Below are 22478 nucleotides of genomic sequence, written 5' to 3'. Positions count from 1 at the left end.
CTCCCTTGGCAAAATGGTGCCAATTACTGACAGACAGACATTCCGCCCGATACAAGCCTTAGGACCGAGATTGAGCACGATCGGACAATCAATCCGGGCGACCGCAGGACTTAAGGAATGACACGGGTTGGTGACCCAGGGGACCTCGCGTTCGACCGGTGAAGTCGTCGGATGGCTTGCGGCGGTTGCCCATGGACGTTGATGAAGGCCCGCCTCATCCGCTCGGCATCGACGAACCCAACCATCCGGGCGATCAACTCGATGGGTTCCGATCCCTCCCGTAAACGGACATGGGCCGCCTCCACGCGCAACCGTTCCACCGCCTTTGCGGGCGTTGCACCTGTTTCCCTCTTGAAGGCCCTCGTGAATTGCCGTCCGCTCAACTTCGCGACATCCGCAAGGGATGCGATCGTCAAATCCTCGGTGAGGTGGTCGCGAGCGTAGGTGAGCGCAATCCGGATGCGGTCGGACTCCGGCTCCATGTTCGAAACGGCGGCGAATTGCGACTGACCTCCCGATCGTCTGTGATAAACGACCAGCTGTCTTGCCACCGCGCGTGCCAGTTCCACACCGTGGTCCGCTTCGATGAGCGCAAGCGCGAGATCGATCCCTGCCGTGATGCCCGCGGATGTCCAAAGATGACCGTCGGCTACGAAGATGCAGTCGGCATCCACTGTTACGCGGGGATAGCGGCGTTGAAACTCACCGGCAAATTCCCAGTGGGTCGTGACACGTTTCGAGTCGAGGAGTCCTGTCTCCGCTAGCAGGAACGTTCCCGTGCAGACACTTGCCAAGCGAGATGTTCGAGTAGCGGCTCGTCGGACAGCATCGACCTCCGCTGGGGCACTCATCGGGAGGATATCGCCCCCTACGACAATCAGCGTGTCGGGGGCGACAGCATCGATCGCCAAGGTCTCAATGGAAACGCCTGCACTTCCGCTCACCAATCCACCGCCGCGGGATAGGACCTGCATCTGGTAGAGGGTCTGACCGGCCGAGTGCCCAGCCAAGTCGAAAGCACCAATCGGGCCCGCCAGATCGAGGATCTGATGGCCTGAGCAGACATAGAAACCAACGATCTGGGCCAAGGTGGGCTCCGGGTTGCACGTGTTTGCCCCCAATGCGACGAAACAGGTTCTCGGCGGAGGCCTTCGGTACAGCTCGATGACGCACGACAGCAGAGCACGGCACCGTTCTACGTCGGCTTGGTCGGCCTTATCGACTGCCGCTTTACCATATGGGGGCTGGGGATCGTACGCGATCACGAACTCGATGAACTCGGACATTTTCTGCCCGAATGCAGCCTCCATCATCAAGAGCGGAACTTCGAAGTTTCCAATGCCGGGACCATCAGTGAATAGGTTGCCGTCCTCTGCAACGCCACCCCCTGACGGCAGCGCTTTGCTTGCAACGAGATCGCGAGAAGCGCTTCTGCGGTGAAGTTGTTCGGACAGTCTTGTCGCTAATCAATCCGGCGGGAACGAGAAGGGCGACGCCGTTGCAGATGCCAACGAGGTCTCGCGATTGGTTTGCTAAGCTGCGTATGAAGTCGATCACGTCCGGTGGCATCGGCCGGCCATATCTGCCGCCGTTGCCCAACAGCTTGAAGGACGTAAATTCCTCGAGAAAGGACGCTGTCCCCGTCGGCGCAGCGTGCGCCACCGTTCGCCATCGGTCATATCGGACAGGACACTGCCAATGCAAATTGATGTTCCCAATATTCAAAACAATAATACAAGATATCTATGGTATTAATCAGGGTAATCTACCAAATTTCATTTTTTTTAAAAGGACGTTTATCCCTCAAAAAAGGACATCCGCTTGATCTCACAAGGCACATTTTTCGTACGAGTAAATTTTTATCCAGGGGAATTGTGAAAACCTAGGGAGGTATTTGCTGGTAAGGGTTGTCCCAAAGAAGGGTTTTGCGCAGCATCGCGTGTAGATCGGATCGGTTGCATGCCTTATGAATGCCACTCGCTGCGAATGACTTAAGCCTACTTGCCAAGGTGTGCCCGACATGTCTATTTTCTGCGAAATGCGAACGGATGATCCGTCGCATTCGCGAACCATGGACGCGAAGCGCAGGCTTCTTTCGTTCGGCTCGCTTTCAAAAGGCTTGAAACCGTCTGCAGCTTGAGCGCTTATGCATCAGTTTGCTCAAATTTAGCAGAGTATGTTTCTAGTAATAACCTGTGTTGAATAGAATATAGACTTGGGCCGGCATGGAAACTTTATTTGCCACCAAAATTACAGGTTCGCGCAACAATTTCTTTCGTTGGCGCGAATGCTTTACCGATAGGATCGCTCCCCTAGAATTGTCCCGCGTCAAGAACAATCCATTCCATGGTTCCATCGAGGGAGCTCGGGTCGGGTCAGTTTTGATAACCCGCCTCACGCAAAGCGACGTTCGCGTTGAAGCAACCCTGAGTACGATCCGGCGACCCGACAAGGATGATACTTTCACGGCGTGCATTCTTGAAAAAGGCATACTCAAGAACCGGCAATACGATCGTGATTGCTTGCAGAGGGCGGGTGGTCTGGTGATATATGATCGCCAACCGAAGATCGTTGTTTCGGAGGCGATAACTTGTGCGCTCCTCATTGAAATACCTCGGGCGCGAATTGAAGATATTTTAGGGCCGTCGCGGATATACTCGTCGTTAACTGCGGATTCCACAGTGATGTCTACTCAGCTTGCTGCAAATTTTTTTAAGGAATTGGTCCGCGTAAATAGTATGCTTAGCCCGGATGCCTCTGCGCGAATGTCTTCAATTGGAGTTGATCTCATCATCGCTAGCCTCGCTGAGAGGCTGGCAAAGGAGGTGCCGCGGCGACTGCATGGCACCCTTGTTGTTCAGCGAGCCAAGGCTTTCGTTGAAGACAATCTAGGAGATCCTACACTTGCTCCGCCCCTGCTTGCAGCAGCGGTCGGCGTTTCACTCCGCCGGTTACAGGATCTCTTCCAAGAGCGCGGTCAGCACGTTTCCGACTGGATTTGGGATCGTCGGCTCAAGGCCGCAGCAGAACGCTTAGCCGATCCTATCTACGTTTATATGCCGGTCGGAAGTTTGGCCAACCATTGTGGGTTCGTTAGTCAGTCCCATTTCACTCGACGCTTCAAGAAAAGCTACGGCTTGCCACCCGGAGAGTATCGGAGGCAAAACCTTCTCTGATTAAGGCTGATTATTGGCTGGATATAAATATAACACCTTAAAGATTAGTTCAAGAAATGTCGAGCAAGTGTGTTTAAGATCGGAGATCTATCGGTTGTGCCAAAAAAATTTAGTCTGAATTCCATCAGCAGAAAAGGCGATGACAGCGGCGAGTTCGATGGCCGAAATTTAGTTATGAACGAGTTTGTCGCCACGCGTTCCCATGCGACATAGGTCCCTCGGCGGCAGAAGCCGGGGTCAATGCGCCGGCCCTCGCGAGACCGCCGTCTGGCATGGCGGATCTTCTTCTTGTCCGAACCGCAAGGGTATCGGATCGCGCTACGTCACAAGGCAAGTTCCTAGGAACACATCCTGGCACCTGCACGCGCCTCAGGATCGTTGCCTCAATCGACGGCCCCCAACCGTCAATCGCTTCGGCGGACGCATCGAGGGTCAAGGGCTTTCACACCAGCAACTGCATTCGTTTTCTTGAATACCTGCTGCTGAAGCAGACGAGCGGGAAATCCCTCATCACCGATGTTAGAGGCAGGTCGAAGCCTCAAACCCCAACCCCTACCGCGTGCCGTACATCCGATCCCCCGCATCCCCCAGGCCGGGGACGATGTAGCCGTGGTCGTTGAGGTGGCTGTCGATGGACGCCGTCCAGATCGGCACGTCGGGGTGGCTCGCCCGGAGGTGCCTGATCCCCTCGGGGGCGGCGAGCAGGCAGACGAAGCGGAGGTCCTGGGCGCCGCGGGCCTTCAGGAGGGTGATGGCCGCCACCGCCGAGTTGCCCGTGGCGAGCATGGGATCGAGGACGAGGACCGTGCGGTCGGCCAGATCGGACGGCGCCTTGAAGTAGTATTCCACCGCCTCCAGGCTCTCGGGGTCGCGGTAGAGCCCGATATGGGCGACCCGGGCCGAGGGCATCAGGGACAGCATCCCGTCGAGGAAGCCGGTGCCGGCGCGCAGGATCGGGGCGAGCACGAGCTTCTTGCCGGCGATCTGCGGCGCCTGCATCGCCTGGATCGGGGTCTCGATGGTGACCGATTCGAGGGGCAGGTCGCGGGTGACCTCGTAGGCCAGGAGCATGCCGATCTCGTTGAGGATCTGGCGGAACCCCTTGGTCGAGCGCGCCCGGTCGCGCAGGAGCGTCAGCTTGTGCTGGACCAGGGGGTGGTCGACCACCCGGACTGCCGCCGCGTCCTGCATCGCCGCAAACACCTTCCCGGTCGGGCCGGCGGAAGGCGGACCCGAGCCCAGATGTCTTAGCGCATCGGGGCATCCCCCGCGACGGGTGGGCCCACGAAAAAGGGGCTCCAGGCTTTTCGCCGGAAGCCCCCGTTGTGAGGTCGCTCCGAAAGAATTCAGACGGAGCGGGTCGAGTCGGCGGCGCGCTTCTGGGCCATGTAGGCGTCGAATTCCTCGCGGTCCTTGGCCCGCTTCAGGCCCTCGACATACTCCGAGAACGCGCGGCTCTCCTCGGCCAGGGCCTTGCGCTGGGCGTCGAGGCGGTCGAGCTCGGCCTTGCGGTAATCGTCGAAGGCGCGGTTGCCGGTGGAGCCGTTGGCCGCCTCGTAGGCGGCGGCGAAGCGCGAGCGCCCGGTGCCGCCGGCGTTCCAGGCGTTGCCCCAGGCGCTGCCGCGGCTGGCGAGGCCCCGCATCTCGCTGAGCGCCGGATAGCCGGCGACCTTCCAGGCAACGTAGGCCAGAGCCGCCGGCCACCAGTAGATGAAGCCGACCACGATGGCGCCGATCTCGAACGAGCGCTTGGGAAACGGGCCGCTGCGGCAGGCTTTGCCGGAGGACCAGGGGGAAGTGGAGGATAGACTCACGGCTCACGTCTCCGATGTTAATGTGAACGACATTTACTTGCGGATGCGGCGGCGGGCTTTCAAGGGGCGCGGCGCGCATTCGTGCAAGGGGCGCGGCGCGCATTCGTGCGGCCGCCCGTTCCATGGGGGGGGATGCGCCGTTCCATGGGGGGCGTGTGACGGCGCGCCGTGCCGCGCGCGCGCCGGGCGGTCCCGGCTCAGTCGCGGGCGCGCGCCGGTCCGGCGCCGTGCACCAGGGCGAGGACGCCGGCGCGCAACAGCTCGTACTTGTCGGGGACGCCGGGCCCCTTCGGCAGGTGTCCGGAGGCGGCGAGCGTCGCCAGACCGTGGGACAGGGCCCAGACCTCCAGGGCGACGAAGCGCGGGGCGACGCCGCCGAATCCTTCCGGAAACGTCGATTGCAGGGCGTCCACCAGGAGGTCGAACGGGCTCGGCCGGGGCCCCGCCTCGGCGTTCGGCACGGCGGCCGGCAGCCCCCGCGTCTCGAAGATCGCCGCGTAGTAGCCCGGCTCCTCCTCGGCGAAGGCGAGGTAGGCCTCGCCCATGCGGGTGAAGCGCTCCAGGGGCGTCCCCTTGGCCGCCAGGGACCGGGCCAGGCGCTCGGCGAGGTCGGTGAAGCCGCGCCCCGCCACCTCCTCCAGCAGGGCCTCGCGCCCCCGGAAATGGCGGTAGAGGGCCGCCGGCGTCACCCCGACGAGGCGGGCCGCGTCGACGAGGGTGAAGCCGCCGACGCCGCGCTCGGCGATGAACCGGCGCGCCGCCTCGATCAGGGCCTCCTTGAGGTTGCCGTGATGGTAGCTGCGCCGGTCGTCGGGGCCTTCGCGCCAGGGTCGCACGCTGTTGTCCTCATCGGGTCCGCCCCATCATGACGAGCGAGACGCCAAGCGGTTGCAGACCGGAGCCCTCCCCTAGCACGCGAACGGGATTTTTTAAGCCATCTCTGTCGATTAGTAGACAGAGCGTACGCCATCGACGCACGGGCGCAACAGGGCGCGATCCTAGATCCGGAAGATCGACCCCGCCGCGTCGCGGGCCGCGTTCTTGGCGTCGCGGGCGGCTTCGAGGCGCGCGATCTCGCCCTGCAGGAGGGCGATGCGCTCGGCGAGGTCGGCCACCGACAGGGTGTCGAGGGGCTCGCCGACCCTGTGGCTCGGGCTCGACCCCGAGGGGGTCTCGTCGTCATCGCGCATGGTCGATCCTTCCTTGAACTGTCACCATGCTGGGAACTGTCACCACGCCTGCCCCGCCCCGAGGGGCGCGAGGCCGAGGTGGCGCGCCACCGCGGCGCCGATATCGGCGAAGGTCGGCCGCGCCCCGATGGGTCCGGGCGCGATTCCGGGGCCGAAGGCCAGGATTGGCACCTGCTCGCGGGTGTGCTCGGTGCCGGTCCAGGTCGGGTCGTTGCCGTGGTCGGCGGTGACGATACAGAGGTCATCCGCCTGAAGAACCGCATGAATTTCGGCCAGGCGCCCGTCGAAGGCTTCGAGCTCGGCGGCGTAGCCCGGCACGTCGCGGCGGTGGCCGTGCTCCGTGTCGAAATCCACGAGGTTGAGGAAGACGAGGCCGCCGCCGGGCAGGTCGCGAAACGCCGCGAGGGCGGCGTCGAGGCAGGCGGCGTTGCCGGCGGGCTTGATCTCGCGGCCCGTGGCGCGGTGGGCGAAGATGTCGCCGATCTTGCCGACGCTGACCACGGCGCGGCCTTGCGCGGCGAGGCGGTCCAGCAGGGTCTCGCCCGGCGGCTCGACGGCGTAGTCCCGGCGGTTGGCCGTGCGGCGGAACCCCGTCTCCGGAGTGCCGAGGAAGGGCCGGGCGATGACGCGCCCGACCCGGTGGGCGTCGCACAGGTCGCGGGCGACGCGGCAGGTCTCGTACAGCCGCTCCAGGCCGAAATGGTCCTCGTGGGCGGCGATCTGGAACACGCTGTCGGCCGAGGTGTAGCAGATCGGCCGGCCCGTCCGGATGTGCTCCGCCCCATAGCGCTCGACGATCGCGGTGCCGGCGGCGTGGCAATCGCCGAGGATGCCGGGGAGCTCCGCCCGCGCTACGAGGTCGGCGACGAGGGCCCGGGGAAAGGCCGGGACCGTGTCGGGAAAGTGCCCCCATGGCTCCAGCACCGGCACGCCCGCGATCTCCCAATGGCCCGAGGGCGTGTCCTTGCCGGCGGCCGTCTCGGCGGCGTGGCCGTAGGTGCCCGCGACCGGGCCGGTGGGGGCGAGGTTCGGCGGGATGCGCCCGGTGGCGCCTTCGGCCGCGAGGCCGAGGCCCAGCGCCGTGAGGTTCGGCAGGCGCAGGGGGCCGGCGCGCAGGCCGGCCCGGTCGCCGCGACCGGCCGCGCAGGACTCCGCGATGTGGCCCAGGGTGTCCGCGCCGGAATCGCCGTAGGAATCCGCGTCGGGGGCGCCGCCGATGCCGACGGAATCGAGGACGATGAGGAGGGCGCGCGGCATCAAACGGCTCAGGCCGGGACCGGGTCGGCGATGGCGTCGCTCCGCAGGTCGAAGGCGGCGGCGAACAGGGCCCGGGTGTAGGGGTGGCGCGGGTCCGAGAAGATCGTCTCGGCGGGGCCCTCCTCGACCACACGGCCGTTCTGCATGACGAGGACATGGTTCGCGAGCGCCCGCACCACCTTGAGGTCGTGGCTGATGAACAGGTAGGCGAGGCCGCGCTCGCGCTGGAGATCGCGCAGGAGGGTGACGATCTGCGCCTGGACCGAGCGGTCGAGCGCCGAGGTCGGCTCGTCGAGGACGACGAATTTGGGTTTGAGGACGATGGCACGCGCGATGGCGATGCGCTGGCGCTGGCCGCCGGAGAATTCGTGCGGGTAGCGGTCCATGGTCGCCGGATCGAGGCCGACATCGGTGAGGGCGCCCGCCACCACGGCCTGGCGCTCGGCCCGGCCCTTCACGGCGCCCTGCACCACCAGACCCTCGGCGATGATGTCGGCCACCGTCATGCGCGGGGAGAGCGAGCCGTAGGGGTCCTGGAACACCACCTGCATGTCGCGGCGGAACGGCCGCATGGCCGCCGGGGTCAGGCCGGCGATGGAGCGGCCGAGGAACACGATGGGACCCTCGCAGGCCGTCAGCCGAAGCAGGGCGAGGCCCAGGGTCGTCTTGCCGGAGCCCGATTCACCCACGACGCCCACGGTCTCGCCGGCCCGGACCCGGAGCGACACGCCGTCCACGGCCTTCACGTGGCTTGTGGTACGCCGGAGAAGCCCCTGGCGGATGGGAAACCACACTTTGAGGGGGCCGGCGGCGAGGAGGTCGGCGGCGCCCTCCGGGACCGGGTTGGCGCGACCCGTGGGCTCGGCGGCGAGAAGCCTTTGCGTGTAGGCGTGCCGGGGCCGGGCGAAGACCTCGGCCGTCGCCCCCGCCTCGACGATGCGCCCCTCCAGCATCACGCAGACGGAGGTGGCGATGCGCTGCACGATGCCGAGGTCGTGGGTGATGAACAGCATCGCCATGCCGAGGCGCTTCTGCAGGTCGGCCAGCAGGGTGAGGATCTGCGCCTGCACAGTGACATCGAGGGCCGTCGTCGGCTCGTCGGCCACCAGCAGGTCGGGCTCGCAGGCGAGCGTCATGGCGATCATCACCCGCTGGCGCTGGCCGCCGGAGAGCTCGTGCGGATAGGCGGCGAGGCGCCGCTCGGCGTCGCGCAGGCCGACGAGATCGAGGAGTTCGAGGACGCGCGCGCGCGCGCTCCTGCCCCTCAGGCCCCGATGGACCTCCAGCACCTCGCCGATCTGCCGCTCGATGCTGTGGAGCGGGTTGAGCGAGGTCATCGGCTCCTGGAACACCATGGTGATGTCCGCGCCGCGCACCTTGCGCAGGTCGCGCTCCGGCAACGTCAGGAGGTCCCGCCCCCGGAACAGGATGCGCCCGCCCGGATGATGCGCGCTGCCGTCGAGGAGGCGCAGGATCGACAGGGCGGTGACCGACTTGCCGGAGCCGGATTCACCCACCAGCGCCAGGGTCTCGCCCGGCGCGATGGCGAAACTCACACGATCCACCGCCAGGGTCTCGCGCTCGCGGGAGCGGAAGGCCACGGACAGATCCTGGACCTCGAGCAGCGTGTCGGTCATCGGGCGGACGTCATGGAACAAGCCGGGGCGAGAAGATCTCGGTCGGTTATAGCGCGCGCGATGGCGATGGGCGAACGGCGATGCGTGATTGATCGCGCGCCTCCGCGCGCTACAACCCCGTGCGTGATCATCCTGCGCCCCGCCCTTCTCGCCGCCGTGCTCGTCCTCGCCGGCGCGGCCCCCGCCTCGGCGGCCCCGTCGGAGGGGGGCGAGACCGTGGAGCAGGCCCTGTGCCGGCTCATCGAATCCTCGGCCAGGGCGCGCGCCATCCCCGTCCCGTTCCTCACCCGCCTGATCTGGCGCGAGAGCGCGTTTCGCGTGGGCGCCGTCAGTCCCGTCGGCGCGCAGGGGATCGCCCAGTTCATGCCCGGCACGGCGCGCGAGCGCGGTCTCACCGATCCGTTCGACCCCGAGCAGGCGATCCCGCACGCGGCCCACCTGCTCGCCGATCTCAACCGGCAGTTCGGCAATCTCGGCCTCGCGGCGGCGGCCTACAATGGCGGCCCCGGCCGGGTCTCCGCGTGGCTCGCCGGCACCGGCGGCCTGCCGAGCGAGACCCGCAACTACGTCCTGGCGATCACCGGCGCTCCGGCGGAGGATTGGCGCGCGGGCGCCGGCATCGAGATGCCGCCGGACGAGGGCGCAGCCGACAAGAAGGCCGCCGCAGCCAAGCCCGACTCCGAAAAGACCTGTCTTCAGGTCACGGCGGCCCTGCGCGTTCCGTCGCGCGGCGACCGCTTCGCCATCGGTGGAAACGAGGGACCGGCGGCGCCTTGGGGCATCCAGCTCGCGGGCAATTTTTCCAAGGCCTTGGCCCTCCAGAGCTTCACCCGCACGCGTAAGCTCTACACAAGCGTGATCGGCGAGGTTCGGCCGATGATCATCGGCACACGCCTGCGCAATCGCGGGACCCGGGCCTTCTACCGCATCCGCATTCCGGCCCAGAGCCGCGAGGCTGCCGATGCCCTCTGCGGCCGGATTCGCGGCGTCGGCGGGGCCTGCCTGGTCCTGCGCACGTAGGCGTGTCGATCACGATCCGGATCGCCCGCGATTGCGCCATCAATCCGCCGTGTGCGCCCTGTCACAGGACGGTGACGCCGCCTTCAGAGAGATGCATGACCCGGGTCCCCACCGTCCTTGCCAGCCTCATCGGTCTTGCCTTCCTCGCCCTCGGCGTCACGGCGTGTTCGCCGCTCGCTCTGTTCGACGCCATCGGTCCGCGTGACGATGGCGGTCGGCTGACCATGCGCAACGCGGCCTTCGGTCCGCATCCGCGCCAGCGCCTCGACGTGTTCACCCCCGTGGCGGCGGCCGGGGGAGCGCCCGTGCTGGTGTTCTTCTATGGCGGCTCGTGGAAGAACGGCACCAAGGAGGATTACGCCTTCGTCGGTCAGGCGCTGGCCGCCCAGGGCTTCGTGACGGTGCTGCCCGATTACCGGCTCTACCCCGAGGTCCGCTTCCCCGACTTCCTCGACGATGGCGCGGCCGCCATCGCCTGGGTCCGGGACAACATCGCCCAGTATGGCGGCGACCCGCGCCGGATCGTCCTCGCCGGCCACTCGGCCGGAGCCTACAACGCGATGATGCTGGGGCTCGACCCGCGCTATCTGCGGCGCGCCGGCGTCGACCCGAAGGTGGTCCGCGCGGTGGCCGGCCTGTCCGGTCCCTACGACTTCCTGCCCCTCGATGCCGGCACCGCCACCGAAATCTTCGGCGAGGCCCGCGACAAGGCCGCGACCCAGCCGGTGAGCTTCGCCGGCCCGCATTCGCCCCCGGCCTACCTCGCCACCGGCGACGCCGACACCATCGTGCGCCCGAGCAACACCCGCAACCTTGCCGCCCGCCTGCGCGACGTCCGGGTGCCGGTGCAGGAACGGATCTATGCCGGGCTCGACCATTCCGACACCCTGCTAGCGCTCTCGGTGACCTTCCGCTCCAAGGCCCCCGCCCTGGCCGAGATGGCCGCCTTCCTGAGGCAGCATTCCGGCGGCGAGCGTGTTCCGGCCCGGACCGTGAACCGCTGAGTCGAGGGCCGGTCTATCCCCGCCGTAACCGGTCCCGCGCCGCACGGTGGTCCGGCGCGTCGGAGAACGCCCGGTGCATCGCCCGCCACAGGGGCGTGCGGGCGAAGCTCTCGTCGAGGGGCAGCGCGCGCTGAATCGACCCGTCGGCGCGGCGGCGCTGCGGGTTGGTGTTGAGCCACGAGTTGGCGTTGGTGATGTCCCAGGTCAGCACGTTGAGGGTCGCGGGCTCGTCCAGCACCACGTCGAGGAAGCGCCGCGCGAGGTCCGACACCGCCCGGTCCCGGCTCGGCAGGTCGGCGGGAAAGTCCTTGTCATTCACGTCGAATTCCGTGACCTCGATGGCGAGGCCGAGCCCCGCCACGTCGCGCAGGAAGCGGCGCAGCGTGTCCTGATCGAGGGGATGCTTGGCATAGAGGTGGCCCTGCAGGCCGAGGCGCCGGACCGGCACGCCGCGCCGGACCATCCCCTCCAGGGTCCGCAGCACCATGGCCCGGCGCGGGGCGATCCAGTCGGCGTCGAGTTCGAGGTCGTTCTCGTTCCAGACCCCGGCCGCCGCCGGATCGGCTTCGTGCAGGAGCGTGAAGGCCAGATCGACGTAGCGCGGTCCGAGGGCGGCGAGCCAGGGACTCGCCCGAAGTCCGTCGGCGCGTCCATTGTCGGGGCCGCAGATCTCGTTGACCACGTCCCAGGCCTCGATCCGCCCGCGGTATCGCCCCGCCATGGCGCCGATCCAATCGCGCAGGAAGCCCTCCGCGTCGCGGGCAGTGCGCTCGCGCGCCCAGGCGGGGATGCCCTCGTGCCAGACCAGGGTGTGTCCGCGCAGGCGCTGGCCGTTGCTCGCTGCGAACGCGGCGGTCTCGTCGGCGAAGGAGAAGTCGATGGGGCCGGGCGCCCGCCACGCATAGGCGAGCTTCATGGCGTTCTCCGGCACCAGGACCCCGCATTCACGGGCGAGCGCCCGGCCGTAGGCGGGATTCTGGCGCAGGGGCGTGATGTTCACGGCCGAGCCGTAGGCGACGCCCTTCCTGGCCGCCGCCGCGTTCAGGCCATCGGCCGCCCACGAGCCCCGTGGCGCGGCCGAGACGGAGCCGGTGGCCAGAGCGAGGGCGCCAATGCCAAAAACATCGCGGCGGGTCGGCGTCATGCGTCCTCCGGTGGGATCGGGCGCGGGCGCCGGTCGGGGCCGATGGCGACGAAGGTGAACAGGCCCTCGGTGACCTTCATGGTGACCTCGCCCTCGCGCTCGCGGCGCCAGACCTCGGCCTGGATGCGCATGGAGGTGCGCCCGACCTTCACGATCCAGGCGTAGATGCTGACCTCATCGCCGACGAAGACCGGCCGGTGGAACGTCATCGCCTCGGCCGAGATGGTGGCGCAGCGGCCCCGCGAGCGCCGGGCCGCGACGTTGCCGGCGGCGAGATCCATCTGGCCCATGAGCCAGCCGCCGAAGATGTCGCCGGCCGGGTTGGTGTCGGCCGGCATGGCGATGGTGCGGACCACCGGCGGACCCCGGTCGGTCGGCTGTCGGGTCGGATGAGGAACGCTGTCGTGGGGCATGGGGCCGGTCCGGTGGGGTGAAATCCGGCCCGTCGCAAGCCGCGCGCCGATGCGATCGGACCTAATCCGGCAGGGCGAACACCACGAGGGCATCCCCGGTGCCGAAGCCCGAGCCCTTGGTGAAGGAAGCCCCGCCGGCCGCCACGGCGACGTATTGCCTGCCGCCGAGGGCGTAGGTGATGGGTGGCCCGCCGATGCCGGCGCCGCACTGGAAGCGCCATAGGATCGCGCCGGTCTTCGCATCGTGGGCGTCGAGGTGCCCGTCCTCCTCGCCGGAGAAGACGAGGCCGCCGGCGGTGGCCAGCGTCCCGCCGGAGAGCCGGCTTCCCGCCTTCACCGACCATTTGATGGCCCCGTCGCGGGCCAGATCGACGGCCGTGAGGGTGCTGAAGGAGGGCTCGCCCTTCGCCTCCGTGGTCTCGGTATAGCGGATCTCCGGACGGCCGCCCGAGGCCGGCGCCGTCTTCACCACGTAGGTGGTGGCCCCGTGCCGGACCTGTGCGTAGGCCGTGGCGGCCTTGGAGTCGTAAGCGACGGGGTGCCAGGAGATGGCGCCGAGCGGCCCGGGGCTCACCACCGTGCCGGCGGCGGTCGGCGGCGCGTAGAGGTTCTTCTGAGCGACGAGGGGCGCCGAACGGGTCAGCAGCTTCCCGTCCGTCCGGTCGTGGACGTAGAGCCAGCCGGTCTTGCTCGCCTGCGCCACGGCCTTCACCGGCCCCTGCGGCGTCGCGTGGTCGAGGAGGAAGGGCGGGCTCGCCACGTCGTAGCCCCACTCGTCGTGCGGCACCTGCTGATAGTACCAGCGCAGCTGGCCGGTGGTCACGTCGAGGGCGACGAGGCTCATGGTGTAGAGGTTGTCACCCGGCCGCGAGAGGCCGAAATTCTGCGGTGCCGGGTTGCCGGTGCCGACGTAGATGAGGCCCAGTGCCGGATCGAAGGCCGGGGTCATCCAGAGCGACCCGCCGCCGACCTTCCAGGCATCCCTGTGGGCGGGAGCGGCGGCCTTCTCGGCGGCGATGTCGCGGTGGAGCGGCACCCCGTCGGGGGTGCTGTCGACGAATCCGCCCTCCCAGCCGTCGGCCTTGGTGACGTACCAGCGCCAGCGCTCGGCCCCCGTCTTCGCGTCGTAGGCGGCGAGCCACCCGCGCCGGCCGTAACCGCCCTCGATGCCGACGACGGCGCCGCCATCGAGGCCCCCTTTCTCGTCCTCGACATGGAGGCCGTAGCCGGCCCCGGCCACGCCGACGATGACGAGGCCGTTGGCGATGAGGGGCGGCATCTTGAAGCCCAGTCGGCTCGAACCCTGGACGGTGCCGGCCCCGAGGGTGTCGGCCAGGGCCGAGGCGGTTTCGGACTCGCCCTCCTCCGGGCGCACGGCCTCGTGGTCCCACACCACCTTGCCGGTCCGGGCGTCCAGGGCGATCACGCGCCCATCCATGGTCGCCTCGAACACCAGCCCATCGGAGACGGCGACGCCCCGGTTCGAGGGTGGCCCGAAGATCTTTTCCGTGCGGGCCTTGTGGACGTAGGTCCAGCGGACCGCGCCGGTCTTGGCGTCCAGGGCCGCGACGTGGTTCTGCGTCGTCGAGACGTAGAGGGTGACGTCCACCATCACGGGCTCGGCCTGGAAGTATCCGGTGACGCCGGTCTGGAAGATCCAGGCCGGGCGCAGGCGCGCCACGTTTCCGGTGTCGATGGTCGTGAGCCCCGAGAAGTGCCGATTGGTGTGGTCGCCGCCGAACATCGGCCAGTCCTCGGCCGCGCAGGGGCCGAGGCCGCCGAGGACGAGGAGGGGGCCGGCGAGCAGCCGTCGGGTGGTGCGGCGGACCATGGCGTTCTCCTCCGGCCGTTTTTCTTGTTGAAGCGCGCCTCGGCAGGCGTGGCTTGCCGTTATGGATGCACCGGGTGGGCCCTCATCGCAATGTGCGCTGGCGTGCCCGCGCGTCGAGGACGAGGCCGAGGCCCAGCATCAGGGCGAGACCGCCGAGGTTGACCGCGATCTGGAGCGGCCACACCGGCTCGAAGGTGCGGTAGAGGATCCGGCCAACGAGGGCCGCCAGGCAGCCGGCCGCGAAGATCTCCAGGGAGTTCCGGCCGCAGGCGTCGAAGGGGCGGAGCCAGGGGCGGCTCGAGAGCCGCAGCACCGTCGGCGATGCGAAGACCAGGCTCGTCAGGGCCAGGATGTGGAGAAGGCGCAAGGGGGCGACGCGGCTCTTGTCCGGCGCGGTCATGGCGAGGGGCCGCAGGTCCCAGAGTCCCCATTCCGCCCACGGAAAAGCCTGCAGCAGGGCGCCGACGAGGTAGATCAGGGCGGCGGCCGTGAGGATCGGATGCCGGGGCAGGAGCCCGCCGCGGGCCCGGACAGCGACGCTGAGGGCCGCTCCGATCACGAACAGGAACTGCCACGCGAACGGGTTGAAGTACCAGCCGTCGTCGACGGCGGCCGCGTTGGGAAGGTTGAGTCGGTGATCGACGTTCGCGGCGAGCCAGATCAGGCCCGACAGGGCGAGCGTGCCCCACGGGCTGCGCCGCAATCCAACATAGACGAGCGGGAAGAGGGCCAGCAGCAGGATATAGAGCGGCAGGATGTCGAGATAGTTCGGCAGGGCGTTGAGCATGAGGCCGCGCAGGGCACCCGGCAGCAGGCCCATATCGAGGAGCGCCCGCACGCCGAAGCGCGGGACGAGGCCGGTGAGGTCCATCCAAACGCGCACGATGAGCAGGGTCGCCAGCAGGAGGCCCGCCTGGAACAGGTAGATCTTCAGGCAGCGCCACGCGATGCGCGCGAGGGTCGCCTTCGTGCCTGCGCGCCGGAACAGGCCGCCATAGGCCACCATCGCGGAGTAGCCCGCCAGGAGCACGAAGATCTCGGCCGCGTCCGAGAACCCGAAATTGTGAAGGGTGAGCAGGGCCGGCGCGTTGCGGGGAATGTGATCGACGAAGATCGTCAGCAGGGCGAAGCCCCGGATGACGTCGATGCGGGCGTCGCGCCGGTGCGACGGATCGGGCGGGAGAGCCGCAAGCCCCGGGTCATGGCCTGGTTGGCCGCCCGGCGTGACAGGCCCGGGGTGGGTCAGCGCATCACCGACAGGCTGGTGAGCCACAGCCGGTAGAGGCGTGGCCACAGGGTGACCGACGCCTCGGCGTTGCCGATGCCGAACCCGTGGCCGCCGACGGCGAAGCGATGATACTCGACCATCACCTTGGCGCCCCGACACGCCTCGTCGAGAATCCGGCTCTGCTGGGGGGCGACCACCTGATCGTCGTCCGCCTGCACGAGGAAGATCGACGGGCAGTCCGCGCCGACATGGGTGTGCAGCGACCAAGCCGCGCTCGCCTCCGGCGTCGGCGTCTCGCCCACGAGGGACCGACGGGTGTTCGTGGTGTCGAAGGGCGGTTGCAGGCTCACGACGGGATAGATCAGGGCCGCGAAATCCGGTCGTGCCGACAACGCGTCCACGGCGTCGACGGGTGCGTAGGAGCGGAAGGCGGAGCGGGCCGCGATCATGCCGCAGAGATGCCCGCCGGCCGAGAACCCCATCACGCCGATGCGGTTCGGATCGAGGCCGAACCGGTCGGCATGGGCGCGGATCACCCGCAGGGCGCGCTGCCCATCCTGCACCGCCACGGCGGGACCGTCGGTCCAGTTCTCGCTGGGAAGCCGGTAGGTCAGGACAAACGCCGTGATGCCCTGCGCCGCGAGCCAGTAGGCCGCCGGATAGGCCTCCTTGATGAGGCTGATGCGCCTGTAGCCCCCGCCACCCGCGACCAGGACCGCCGCGCCGCTCGGCTTCTGCGGAAGGAAGACCTCGAGGGTGGGCGTGGCGATATTCGAGACCGCGCCGCCGTCGTCCTGGACGAGGGCACCGGCCGGTCCACCGCCGCCGGGCGGCTGGCCGGGCCAGAGCGTCAGCCGGGCAAGCCCTCCGGCCGCGTGAGTTCTCGGAACGAAGGCTGCCGCCGCAGCGAGACCCATGATGACGGAGCGGCGACCGGGCAGGGAAAACTCGTTCGCCACGCAGCCCCTCCGGACGCCACTTCGCAGAGGCAAAGGCGCCAGGCGAGGAATCCGTTCCATCCGCCCTGTGGACCGGGCCGAAGGGTCAGCGGAACGCCATCACCAGGGCGCCGACGGCGATGGCCCACAGGGCCACGGTGGACCAGATGGCGCGCCGCCGCGTGGCGCGGGCGAAGGCATCGAGGCGGTCGGCGTTGCCGGTGCCGGCCTCGTCGAGGCGCACGAGAATGCGGCGGAGGCGCTGCGCCAGGTCGGGAATGTCCGAGACCACGTCGGTGATGGTGAGCGCCGCGCGTCCCACGCCCTCGATGCGCCCCAGGGGGCCGAGGTTGCGGGCGATCCAGCTCCGCACCACGGGTTCGGCCCCGGTCCACATGTCGAGCTGGGGATCCAGCGAGCGGGCGACGCCTTCCACCACCACCATGGTCTTCTGGAGCATCACCAGTTCCGTGCGCGTGCGCATGTCGAACAGGGCGGTGATGTCGAACAGCAGGGTCAGCACCTTGGCCATGGAGATCTCGTCGGCCTTGCGCTGGTGGATCGGCTCGCCGATGGCGCGGATGGCCTGGGCGAAATCGTCCACGGAATGGTGCGCGGGCACGTAGCCGGCCTCGAAATGCACCTGCGCCACGCGCTTGTAGTCACGCAGGATGAAGCCGAGCAGGATCTCGGCGAGGAAACGCCGCTCGGGGTGGCCGAGGCGGCCCATGATGCCGAAATCCACCGCCACCAGGGTGCCGGTCGGATCGACGAACAGGTTCCCCGGATGCATGTCGGCGTGGAAGAATCCATCCCGGATCGCGTGGCGCAGGAACGACTGGATCACCGCGCGCCCGAGCGCCCGCGGATCGTGCCCGGCGGCGACGATGGCGGCGCGGTCGTTGAGGCGGATGCCCTCGATCCACTCGCTCGACAGGACGTCGCGGGCGGTGAGCTCCCAGTCGGGCCGGGGCACGCGGAAATCGACGTCGTCCTTCGTGTTCTGGGCGAGCTCCGACATGGCCGCCGCCTCGAGGCGGAAATCCATCTCCATGGTGACGGAGCGGGCCAGGATCTCCACCACCTCGCGCGGGCGCAGGCGCTCCGCCTCGGGCGACAGGGCGTGGACGATGCGGGCCATGAACCGCATGACCTCGAGGTCGCGCTGGAAGCGCTCGCGCACCCCCGGCCGCATGATCTTGACGGCGAGCACCCGCTCGGTGCCGTCGGCATCGAGAATGTGCGCCTTGTGGACCTGGGCGATGGAGGCCGCCGCGATGGGCGGGCTGAACGAGACGAACAGCGTGGACACGGGCTTGCCGAAGGCGGCCTCGACGACGCGGAGCGCCACCTCCTGTGGGAAGGGCGGCACCCGGTCCTGCAGGGTCTCGAGATCGCGCGCGGCGTTCATGCCGACGATGTCGGGCCGGGTCGCGAGGAACTGCCCGAACTTGACGTAGGACGGCCCGAGCCGGGTCAGTGCCCGCTGCAGGGGCCCGGCCCCCGGGCCGAGGCCCCGCCGCTCCAGCATCCGCCCGGCCTTCAGGGCGAGGCGGAGGTGGGGCGGCAGGTCGTGGGAATCGATGAGGGACAGCCCACCCTCGCGGGCGAGGACGAAGCCGACATGGGCCCCGCGGAAGAGGGAGCGGAGCATCAGGCGTGCCGCCGATCTCGGTCCCGCCTCGGCTTGTCCCAAAAACCGGATTCCCCTTGCCGGGCCAAGGCGGTCACGAGACCTTCCAGCCCGAATGGATCGCCACGATGCCGCCCGACAGGGGCCGGTGGCTCACATGGCGGAACCCGGCCGCCTCGATCATGCCGGCGAACCGCCCCGGACTCGGGAACTTGCGGATGGACTCCACGAGGTAGCGGTAGGATTCGGCGTCGCCTGCCACCTTCGAGCCCAGGCGCGGGATCACGTGGAACGAATAGGCGTCGTAGATCCGGTCGAGGACGGGCAGGTCGACCTTCGAGAATTCGAGGCAGAGGAAGCGCCCGCCGGGCTTGAGGACCCGGTGGGCTTCGGCCAGGGCGTGGTCGATGCGCGGCACGTTCCGGATGCCGAAGGCGATGGTGTAGGCGTCGAAGCTCTCCGACGGCAGCGGCAGGGCCTCGGCATTGGCGGTGACGAAGTCGATGCGCCCGGCGAAGCGGTTCCCCGCCCGCTCGGCGCCGACGCGCAGCATCGCCTCGTTGATGTCGAGCACCGTGACGTGCGTCGCCGGGCCGCCGGCGTCCAGGGCGCGGAAGGCGATGTCGGCGGTGCCGCCGGCCACGTCGAGGTGGTGGAACGGACGGTTCCGGGGCGGGCGCAGCATCGAGATCAGCTGCGACTTCCAGGCCCGGTGCAGGCCGCCCGACATGAGGTCGTTCATGAGGTCGTAGCGCTTGGCCACGGAGCGGAAAACGTCGTCGACGCGCGCCTGCTTCTCGCCGAGGGCGACCTGCTCGAAGCCGAAATGCGTATTCTCGTCGGGGGGGGACCGCTCGGCGTGACTCATGAACCTCACCTCTTGGGGTGAGCGTCATAGCGAAAGCCGGGGCGAACCGCCATGTTCGCCAGCACCGCATCCCGTTTCCGCCCCGATGGTCCGTACCGGAGAGCCATGCCCGAACTGCCCGAAGTCGAGACCGTCCGCCGCGGGCTCGTTCCCGCCATGGTCGGCGCCCGGTTCGCCCATGTCACCCTGCGCCGTTCCGGACTGCGGTTTCCGTTCCCGGAGCGGTTCGCGGAACGCCTGACGGACCGGTCCGTGACGGCCCTGGAACGGCGCGCGAAGTACCTCGTGGCCGGTCTCGATTCCGGCGAGTCACTGATCCTGCACCTCGGCATGACCGGCCGCTTCGACGTGGCGATGCCCGATGGTAGCAACCTCTCGCCGGGCGACTTCTACCTCGACGGGGCGCTCGGTACCCCGAAGCACGATCACGTGGTCATGGCCATGTCGAACGGCGCCACCGTCACCTACAACGACGCCCGCCGCTTCGGCTTCATGGACCTCGTGGCGACGGCGGAACTGGCGACCTGCCGGCACTTCGCCGCCATGGGCCTCGAGCCCCTGAGCGAGGCCCTGACGCCGGAGGCGGTGGCGCGCCTGTTCCGCCACAAGATCACGCCCCTGAAGGCGGCCCTCCTCGACCAGCGTCTCATCGCGGGTCTGGGCAACATCTACGTCTGCGAGGCGCTCCACCGGGCCGGGCTCCATCCCGGGACGCCGGCGGGACGGCTGGCCGCAGCGGATGGCGGCCCGACCCCGAAGGCGCGCCTGCTGGCCGAGGTGATCCCGCAGGTCCTCAAGGAGGCGGTGGCCGCCGGCGGCTCGACCCTGCGCGATTACGTCCACACGGATGGGAGTGCCGGCGCCTTCCAGCACGCGTTCCGAGTCTATGATCGCCTGGGCGAACCCTGCCGGACGCTGGGCTGCACCGGATGTATTGCCCGTATCGTGCAATCAGGACGTTCGACCTTCTACTGCGAGACGTGCCAGACTCCTTCGGCCGAATAGGTCAGTGGACCTGAGACCCGATAAAATTTGTCGAAAAGCGGTGGAAAGGATGCGTCGAATCCTGTCCCGACACTGGGTCCGGCTCGATTGGCGGACCCCGTTAAGGAGGGATTTGCATTCCTGGCCGATAGCTCGTGTTCGGTTCGAGCGATCGCGTACAACGCGGAAGGTTTCGGAGCACGCATGTACCCCCTTCCCGCCAACGAAACGGAGCGGCTCGCCGCCCTGCGCGATCTGGCCATCCTCGATACGCCGCCCGAGATGCAGTTCGACGCCGTCTGCCGCACGGCCTGTTCCCTGTTTCGGGTTCCGATGGCGACCGTCACCCTCGTCGAGGCGGACCGGCAATGGTTCAAGGCCAAGTGCGGCTTCTCGGCCGCCGGCACGCCGCGCACGGGCTCGTTCTGCACCTACGCGATCCTGACCGACGACGTGCTCGTGGTCGAGGACACCTGGGCCGATCCACGCTTCGCCGACAGTCCCCTCGTCACCGGCGAGCCGCATGTCCGCTTCTATGCCGGGGCGCCGATCATCCTCGCCCCGGGTGTCCGCGCCGGGACCGTGTGCGTGCAGGATACCAAGGCGCGGGTCTTCTCGGCCGCGGAGCGGGCGCAGCTGGCCGACTTGGCGACGGTCGTGGCCGCGCAGATGTCCCTGCACCGGACCGAGGCTCGCCTGCGCGAGAGCGAGGCGCATTACCGGCTGCTTGCCGACAACACCTCCGACATGATCGTCCGCTCCAGCCTCGACACCCGACGCCAGTACGTTTCCCCGGCGTCGCGGACCCTCCTGGGTTACGAGCCCGACGAACTCGTCGGGACGTTGCCCATGGACCAGATCCACCCCGACGATGCGGAGACCTTCACCCGCGTCCTCGCCGCCCTCGGCGCCGGCCGCATGGCCCGGGCGGTGACCCGGCAGCGCTACCGCCGCAAGGACGGCTCCTGGGTCTGGGTCGAGGTGACCTTCAACCTCACGCGCCACGCCGTGGACGGGCGCCCGACGGGCTACGTCGCGGCCGTCCGAGACGTCTCGGAGCGCGAGGAATCCGCGCGCCGGATCAGCCATATGGCCCGGCACGATGCCCTCACGGATCTGGCGAACCGCACCCTGTTCCGCGAGCGCCTGACCCAGCAGCTCTCCGCGATTCGCCGGGGAGCCGCTGGCTTCTCGGTGCTCTGCCTCGATCTCGACCGGTTCAAGGCGGTCAATGACGGCCTCGGCCATCAGGCCGGCGACGCCCTCCTGTGCCGGATCGCCGACCGCCTGAAGGGTCTCGTCCGGGACGAGGATACCGTGGCGCGGGTCGGTGGCGACGAATTCACCATCATCCAGTCCGGCGCGGACCGCCCCGAGGAGGGGCAGCATCTCGCCCGGCGCCTCATCGAGGCGATCCGCGAGCCCATCGACCTCGAGGGCGAGCGCGTGGTCGTCGGCGCCAGCATCGGTATCGCCCGCGCCCCCCAGGACGGCGACAGCCCCGACGCCCTGTACCGGCACGCCGATCTGGCCCTCTACCGCGCCAAGGCGGCAGGCCGGAACACGTTCCGGTTCTACGAGCCGGGCATGTGCTTCGACCGGACGATCCGGCCCCGCGCCGCCGGGTAGGGCGGGAGCCGGGTCGCGCGGGGGCCCTGCGGTTCCCGGACCCTACCAGCCGCGGGCATCGTCTCCCGTCGGACGCCGGCCCTGGGGCGTCAGGCGGTCGATCACCTGCGGCAGGGCCTGGGCCAGCTGCGACAGGAGATCGTCCCGCTGCAGGCCCGTCCGTTGCGCGAGGGTGTCGACGGCGTCGGGGCCGAGGGCATCGGCGAGCTGGCGGGGCTGGACCGGACGGTTCTCGCCGTGGCCGATCCAGGATTCCATCATCTCGCCGAGGCCGCCGCGCTGGAAGCGGTCGATGAGTCCGTCGAGCCCGGTCTGTCCGTCGCCGGCCTCGTGGTCGAGGTGCGCATAGGGACCGGCCCCTGGATCGCGCTCGTCCCGTCCGCCCTCGCCCGGACCGTCGAGCATTCCGGCGAGGTCGCCGAAATCGCCGCCTTGACCCCCGCCTTGACCGCCGCGCGGATCGTAACCCGTATCCCGACCACGATCCGGCCCGCGATCATCCCCTCGATTCTGGCCGCGATCTTGGCCGAAGCCACCGAGATCGCCGTCGTCACCGGTGTGATCGGGCTCGCGCCGCCCCCGGGGCTCGCTTTGCGCGCCGCCGCCCAGGAGGTCGCCGAGCCCCCCGGCGCCCTTGGACATGAGCAGCATCAGGAGTGCCTGGACGATGGGCGAGAGGTTGCCCAGGCCACCCCCCATGCCACCCCCCATG

20 protein-coding genes are annotated in these 22478 nt (G+C 68.5%); 5 read left to right on the top strand and 15 right to left on the bottom strand.

All coding sequences use genetic code 11. From position 1 onward, the window contains the following. Window positions 1-110: 110 nt before the first annotated feature. A complete protein-coding gene (locus tag FV218_RS14135; RefSeq protein WP_246685128.1) occupies window positions 111-1088 on the bottom strand; it encodes a GlxA family transcriptional regulator in 978 nt (325 codons plus the stop codon). Between the two features lie 1137 nt (window positions 1089-2225). Between FV218_RS14135 and FV218_RS14130 the strand changes: the two genes are divergently transcribed. Beyond that, a complete protein-coding gene (locus tag FV218_RS14130; RefSeq protein WP_147710251.1) occupies window positions 2226-3176 on the top strand; it encodes a helix-turn-helix domain-containing protein in 951 nt (316 codons plus the stop codon). Between the two features lie 552 nt (window positions 3177-3728). On the opposite strand, the gene upp is transcribed toward FV218_RS14130, so the two are convergent. The 6 genes from upp to FV218_RS14100 form a co-directional block, all read right to left on the bottom strand. Beyond that, entirely contained in the window at window positions 3729-4367 is a 639-nt protein-coding gene (gene upp, locus FV218_RS14125) for a uracil phosphoribosyltransferase (RefSeq protein ID WP_147710249.1), read from the bottom strand. A 155-nt stretch (window positions 4368-4522) separates the two neighbouring features. After that, entirely contained in the window at window positions 4523-4990 is a 468-nt protein-coding gene (locus FV218_RS14120; protein WP_147710248.1) for a DUF2852 domain-containing protein, read from the bottom strand. A 197-nt stretch (window positions 4991-5187) separates the two neighbouring features. Beyond that, window positions 5188-5826, bottom strand: a complete 639-nt coding sequence (locus FV218_RS14115) for a TetR/AcrR family transcriptional regulator (RefSeq protein WP_147710247.1) — start codon at window positions 5824-5826, stop codon at window positions 5188-5190. Between the two features lie 162 nt (window positions 5827-5988). Beyond that, the gene (locus FV218_RS14110) at window positions 5989-6180 is read right to left on the bottom strand and encodes a DUF1192 domain-containing protein (RefSeq protein ID WP_147710246.1); all 192 of its coding nucleotides are present in this window, start codon (window positions 6178-6180) and stop codon (window positions 5989-5991) included. Between the two features lie 39 nt (window positions 6181-6219). Further along, window positions 6220-7437 (bottom strand): phosphopentomutase, encoded by a 1218-nt coding sequence (locus FV218_RS14105; protein WP_147710245.1) that lies wholly within the window; start codon window positions 7435-7437, stop codon window positions 6220-6222. Window positions 7438-7445: 8 nt separating this feature from the next. Further along, window positions 7446-9074 (bottom strand): ABC transporter ATP-binding protein, encoded by a 1629-nt coding sequence (locus FV218_RS14100; RefSeq protein ID WP_147710244.1) that lies wholly within the window; start codon window positions 9072-9074, stop codon window positions 7446-7448. A 66-nt stretch (window positions 9075-9140) separates the two neighbouring features. Here FV218_RS14100 and FV218_RS14095 point away from each other — a divergent pair, with 66 nt between their 5' ends. Both FV218_RS14095 and FV218_RS14090 read left to right on the top strand, forming a co-directional pair. Next, the gene (locus FV218_RS14095; RefSeq protein WP_147710263.1) at window positions 9141-10094 is read left to right on the top strand and encodes a lytic transglycosylase domain-containing protein; all 954 of its coding nucleotides are present in this window, start codon (window positions 9141-9143) and stop codon (window positions 10092-10094) included. A gap of 95 nt (window positions 10095-10189) precedes the next feature. Then, window positions 10190-11098 carry an alpha/beta hydrolase gene (locus FV218_RS14090; protein WP_147710242.1) on the top strand — a complete coding sequence of 303 codons (909 nt, stop codon included), beginning with the start codon at window positions 10190-10192 and terminating at the stop codon, window positions 11096-11098. Window positions 11099-11111: 13 nt separating this feature from the next. Here the strand turns inward: FV218_RS14090 and FV218_RS14085 are convergent, their stop codons facing one another. From FV218_RS14085 to ubiE, 7 genes are all read right to left on the bottom strand, one after another. Continuing rightward, complete coding sequence (locus FV218_RS14085) at window positions 11112-12242, bottom strand: endo-1,4-beta-xylanase (RefSeq protein ID WP_147710241.1); 1131 nt, start codon at window positions 12240-12242, stop codon at window positions 11112-11114. After that, the gene (locus FV218_RS14080) at window positions 12239-12655 is read right to left on the bottom strand and encodes an acyl-CoA thioesterase (RefSeq protein WP_056095630.1); all 417 of its coding nucleotides are present in this window, start codon (window positions 12653-12655) and stop codon (window positions 12239-12241) included. The genes FV218_RS14085 and FV218_RS14080 overlap by 4 nt, the downstream gene beginning before the upstream one ends. A 61-nt stretch (window positions 12656-12716) precedes the next feature. Further along, a complete protein-coding gene (locus FV218_RS14075) occupies window positions 12717-14486 on the bottom strand; it encodes a PQQ-binding-like beta-propeller repeat protein (protein ID WP_147710239.1) in 1770 nt (589 codons plus the stop codon). 82 nt (window positions 14487-14568) lie between these two features. Continuing rightward, entirely contained in the window at window positions 14569-15759 is a 1191-nt protein-coding gene (opgC, locus tag FV218_RS14070) for an OpgC domain-containing protein (protein WP_246685127.1), read from the bottom strand. Continuing rightward, complete coding sequence (locus FV218_RS14065; RefSeq protein WP_246685126.1) at window positions 15729-16673, bottom strand: alpha/beta hydrolase; 945 nt, start codon at window positions 16671-16673, stop codon at window positions 15729-15731. Before FV218_RS14065 ends, opgC begins: the two co-directional genes overlap by 31 nt. An 85-nt stretch (window positions 16674-16758) precedes the next feature. Beyond that, window positions 16759-18306 carry a 2-polyprenylphenol 6-hydroxylase gene (gene ubiB, locus FV218_RS14060; protein ID WP_147710235.1) on the bottom strand — a complete coding sequence of 516 codons (1548 nt, stop codon included), beginning with the start codon at window positions 18304-18306 and terminating at the stop codon, window positions 16759-16761. Between the two features lie 73 nt (window positions 18307-18379). Further along, on the bottom strand, window positions 18380-19153 hold the full coding sequence (ubiE, locus tag FV218_RS14055) for a bifunctional demethylmenaquinone methyltransferase/2-methoxy-6-polyprenyl-1,4-benzoquinol methylase UbiE (protein ID WP_147710233.1): 774 nt from the start codon (window positions 19151-19153) through the stop codon (window positions 18380-18382). A gap of 105 nt (window positions 19154-19258) precedes the next feature. Here ubiE and mutM point away from each other — a divergent pair, with 105 nt between their 5' ends. Together mutM and FV218_RS14045 are read left to right on the top strand one after the other, a co-directional pair. After that, complete coding sequence (gene mutM, locus FV218_RS14050; RefSeq protein WP_147710231.1) at window positions 19259-20158, top strand: bifunctional DNA-formamidopyrimidine glycosylase/DNA-(apurinic or apyrimidinic site) lyase; 900 nt, start codon at window positions 19259-19261, stop codon at window positions 20156-20158. A gap of 183 nt (window positions 20159-20341) precedes the next feature. Then, a complete protein-coding gene (locus tag FV218_RS14045; RefSeq protein ID WP_246685125.1) occupies window positions 20342-21766 on the top strand; it encodes a sensor domain-containing diguanylate cyclase in 1425 nt (474 codons plus the stop codon). A gap of 42 nt (window positions 21767-21808) precedes the next feature. Here the strand turns inward: FV218_RS14045 and FV218_RS14040 are convergent, their stop codons facing one another. After that, entirely contained in the window at window positions 21809-22477 is a 669-nt protein-coding gene (locus tag FV218_RS14040; protein ID WP_147710229.1) for a YidB family protein, read from the bottom strand. Window position 22478: the final 1 nt, after the last annotated feature.

Source organism: Methylobacterium sp. WL69, from assembly GCF_008039485.1.
GTDB lineage: Bacteria > Pseudomonadota > Alphaproteobacteria > Rhizobiales > Beijerinckiaceae > Methylobacterium.
The sequence above is the reverse complement of the archived record's forward strand: the minus strand, read 5'-3'. Positions and strand labels throughout refer to the sequence as shown.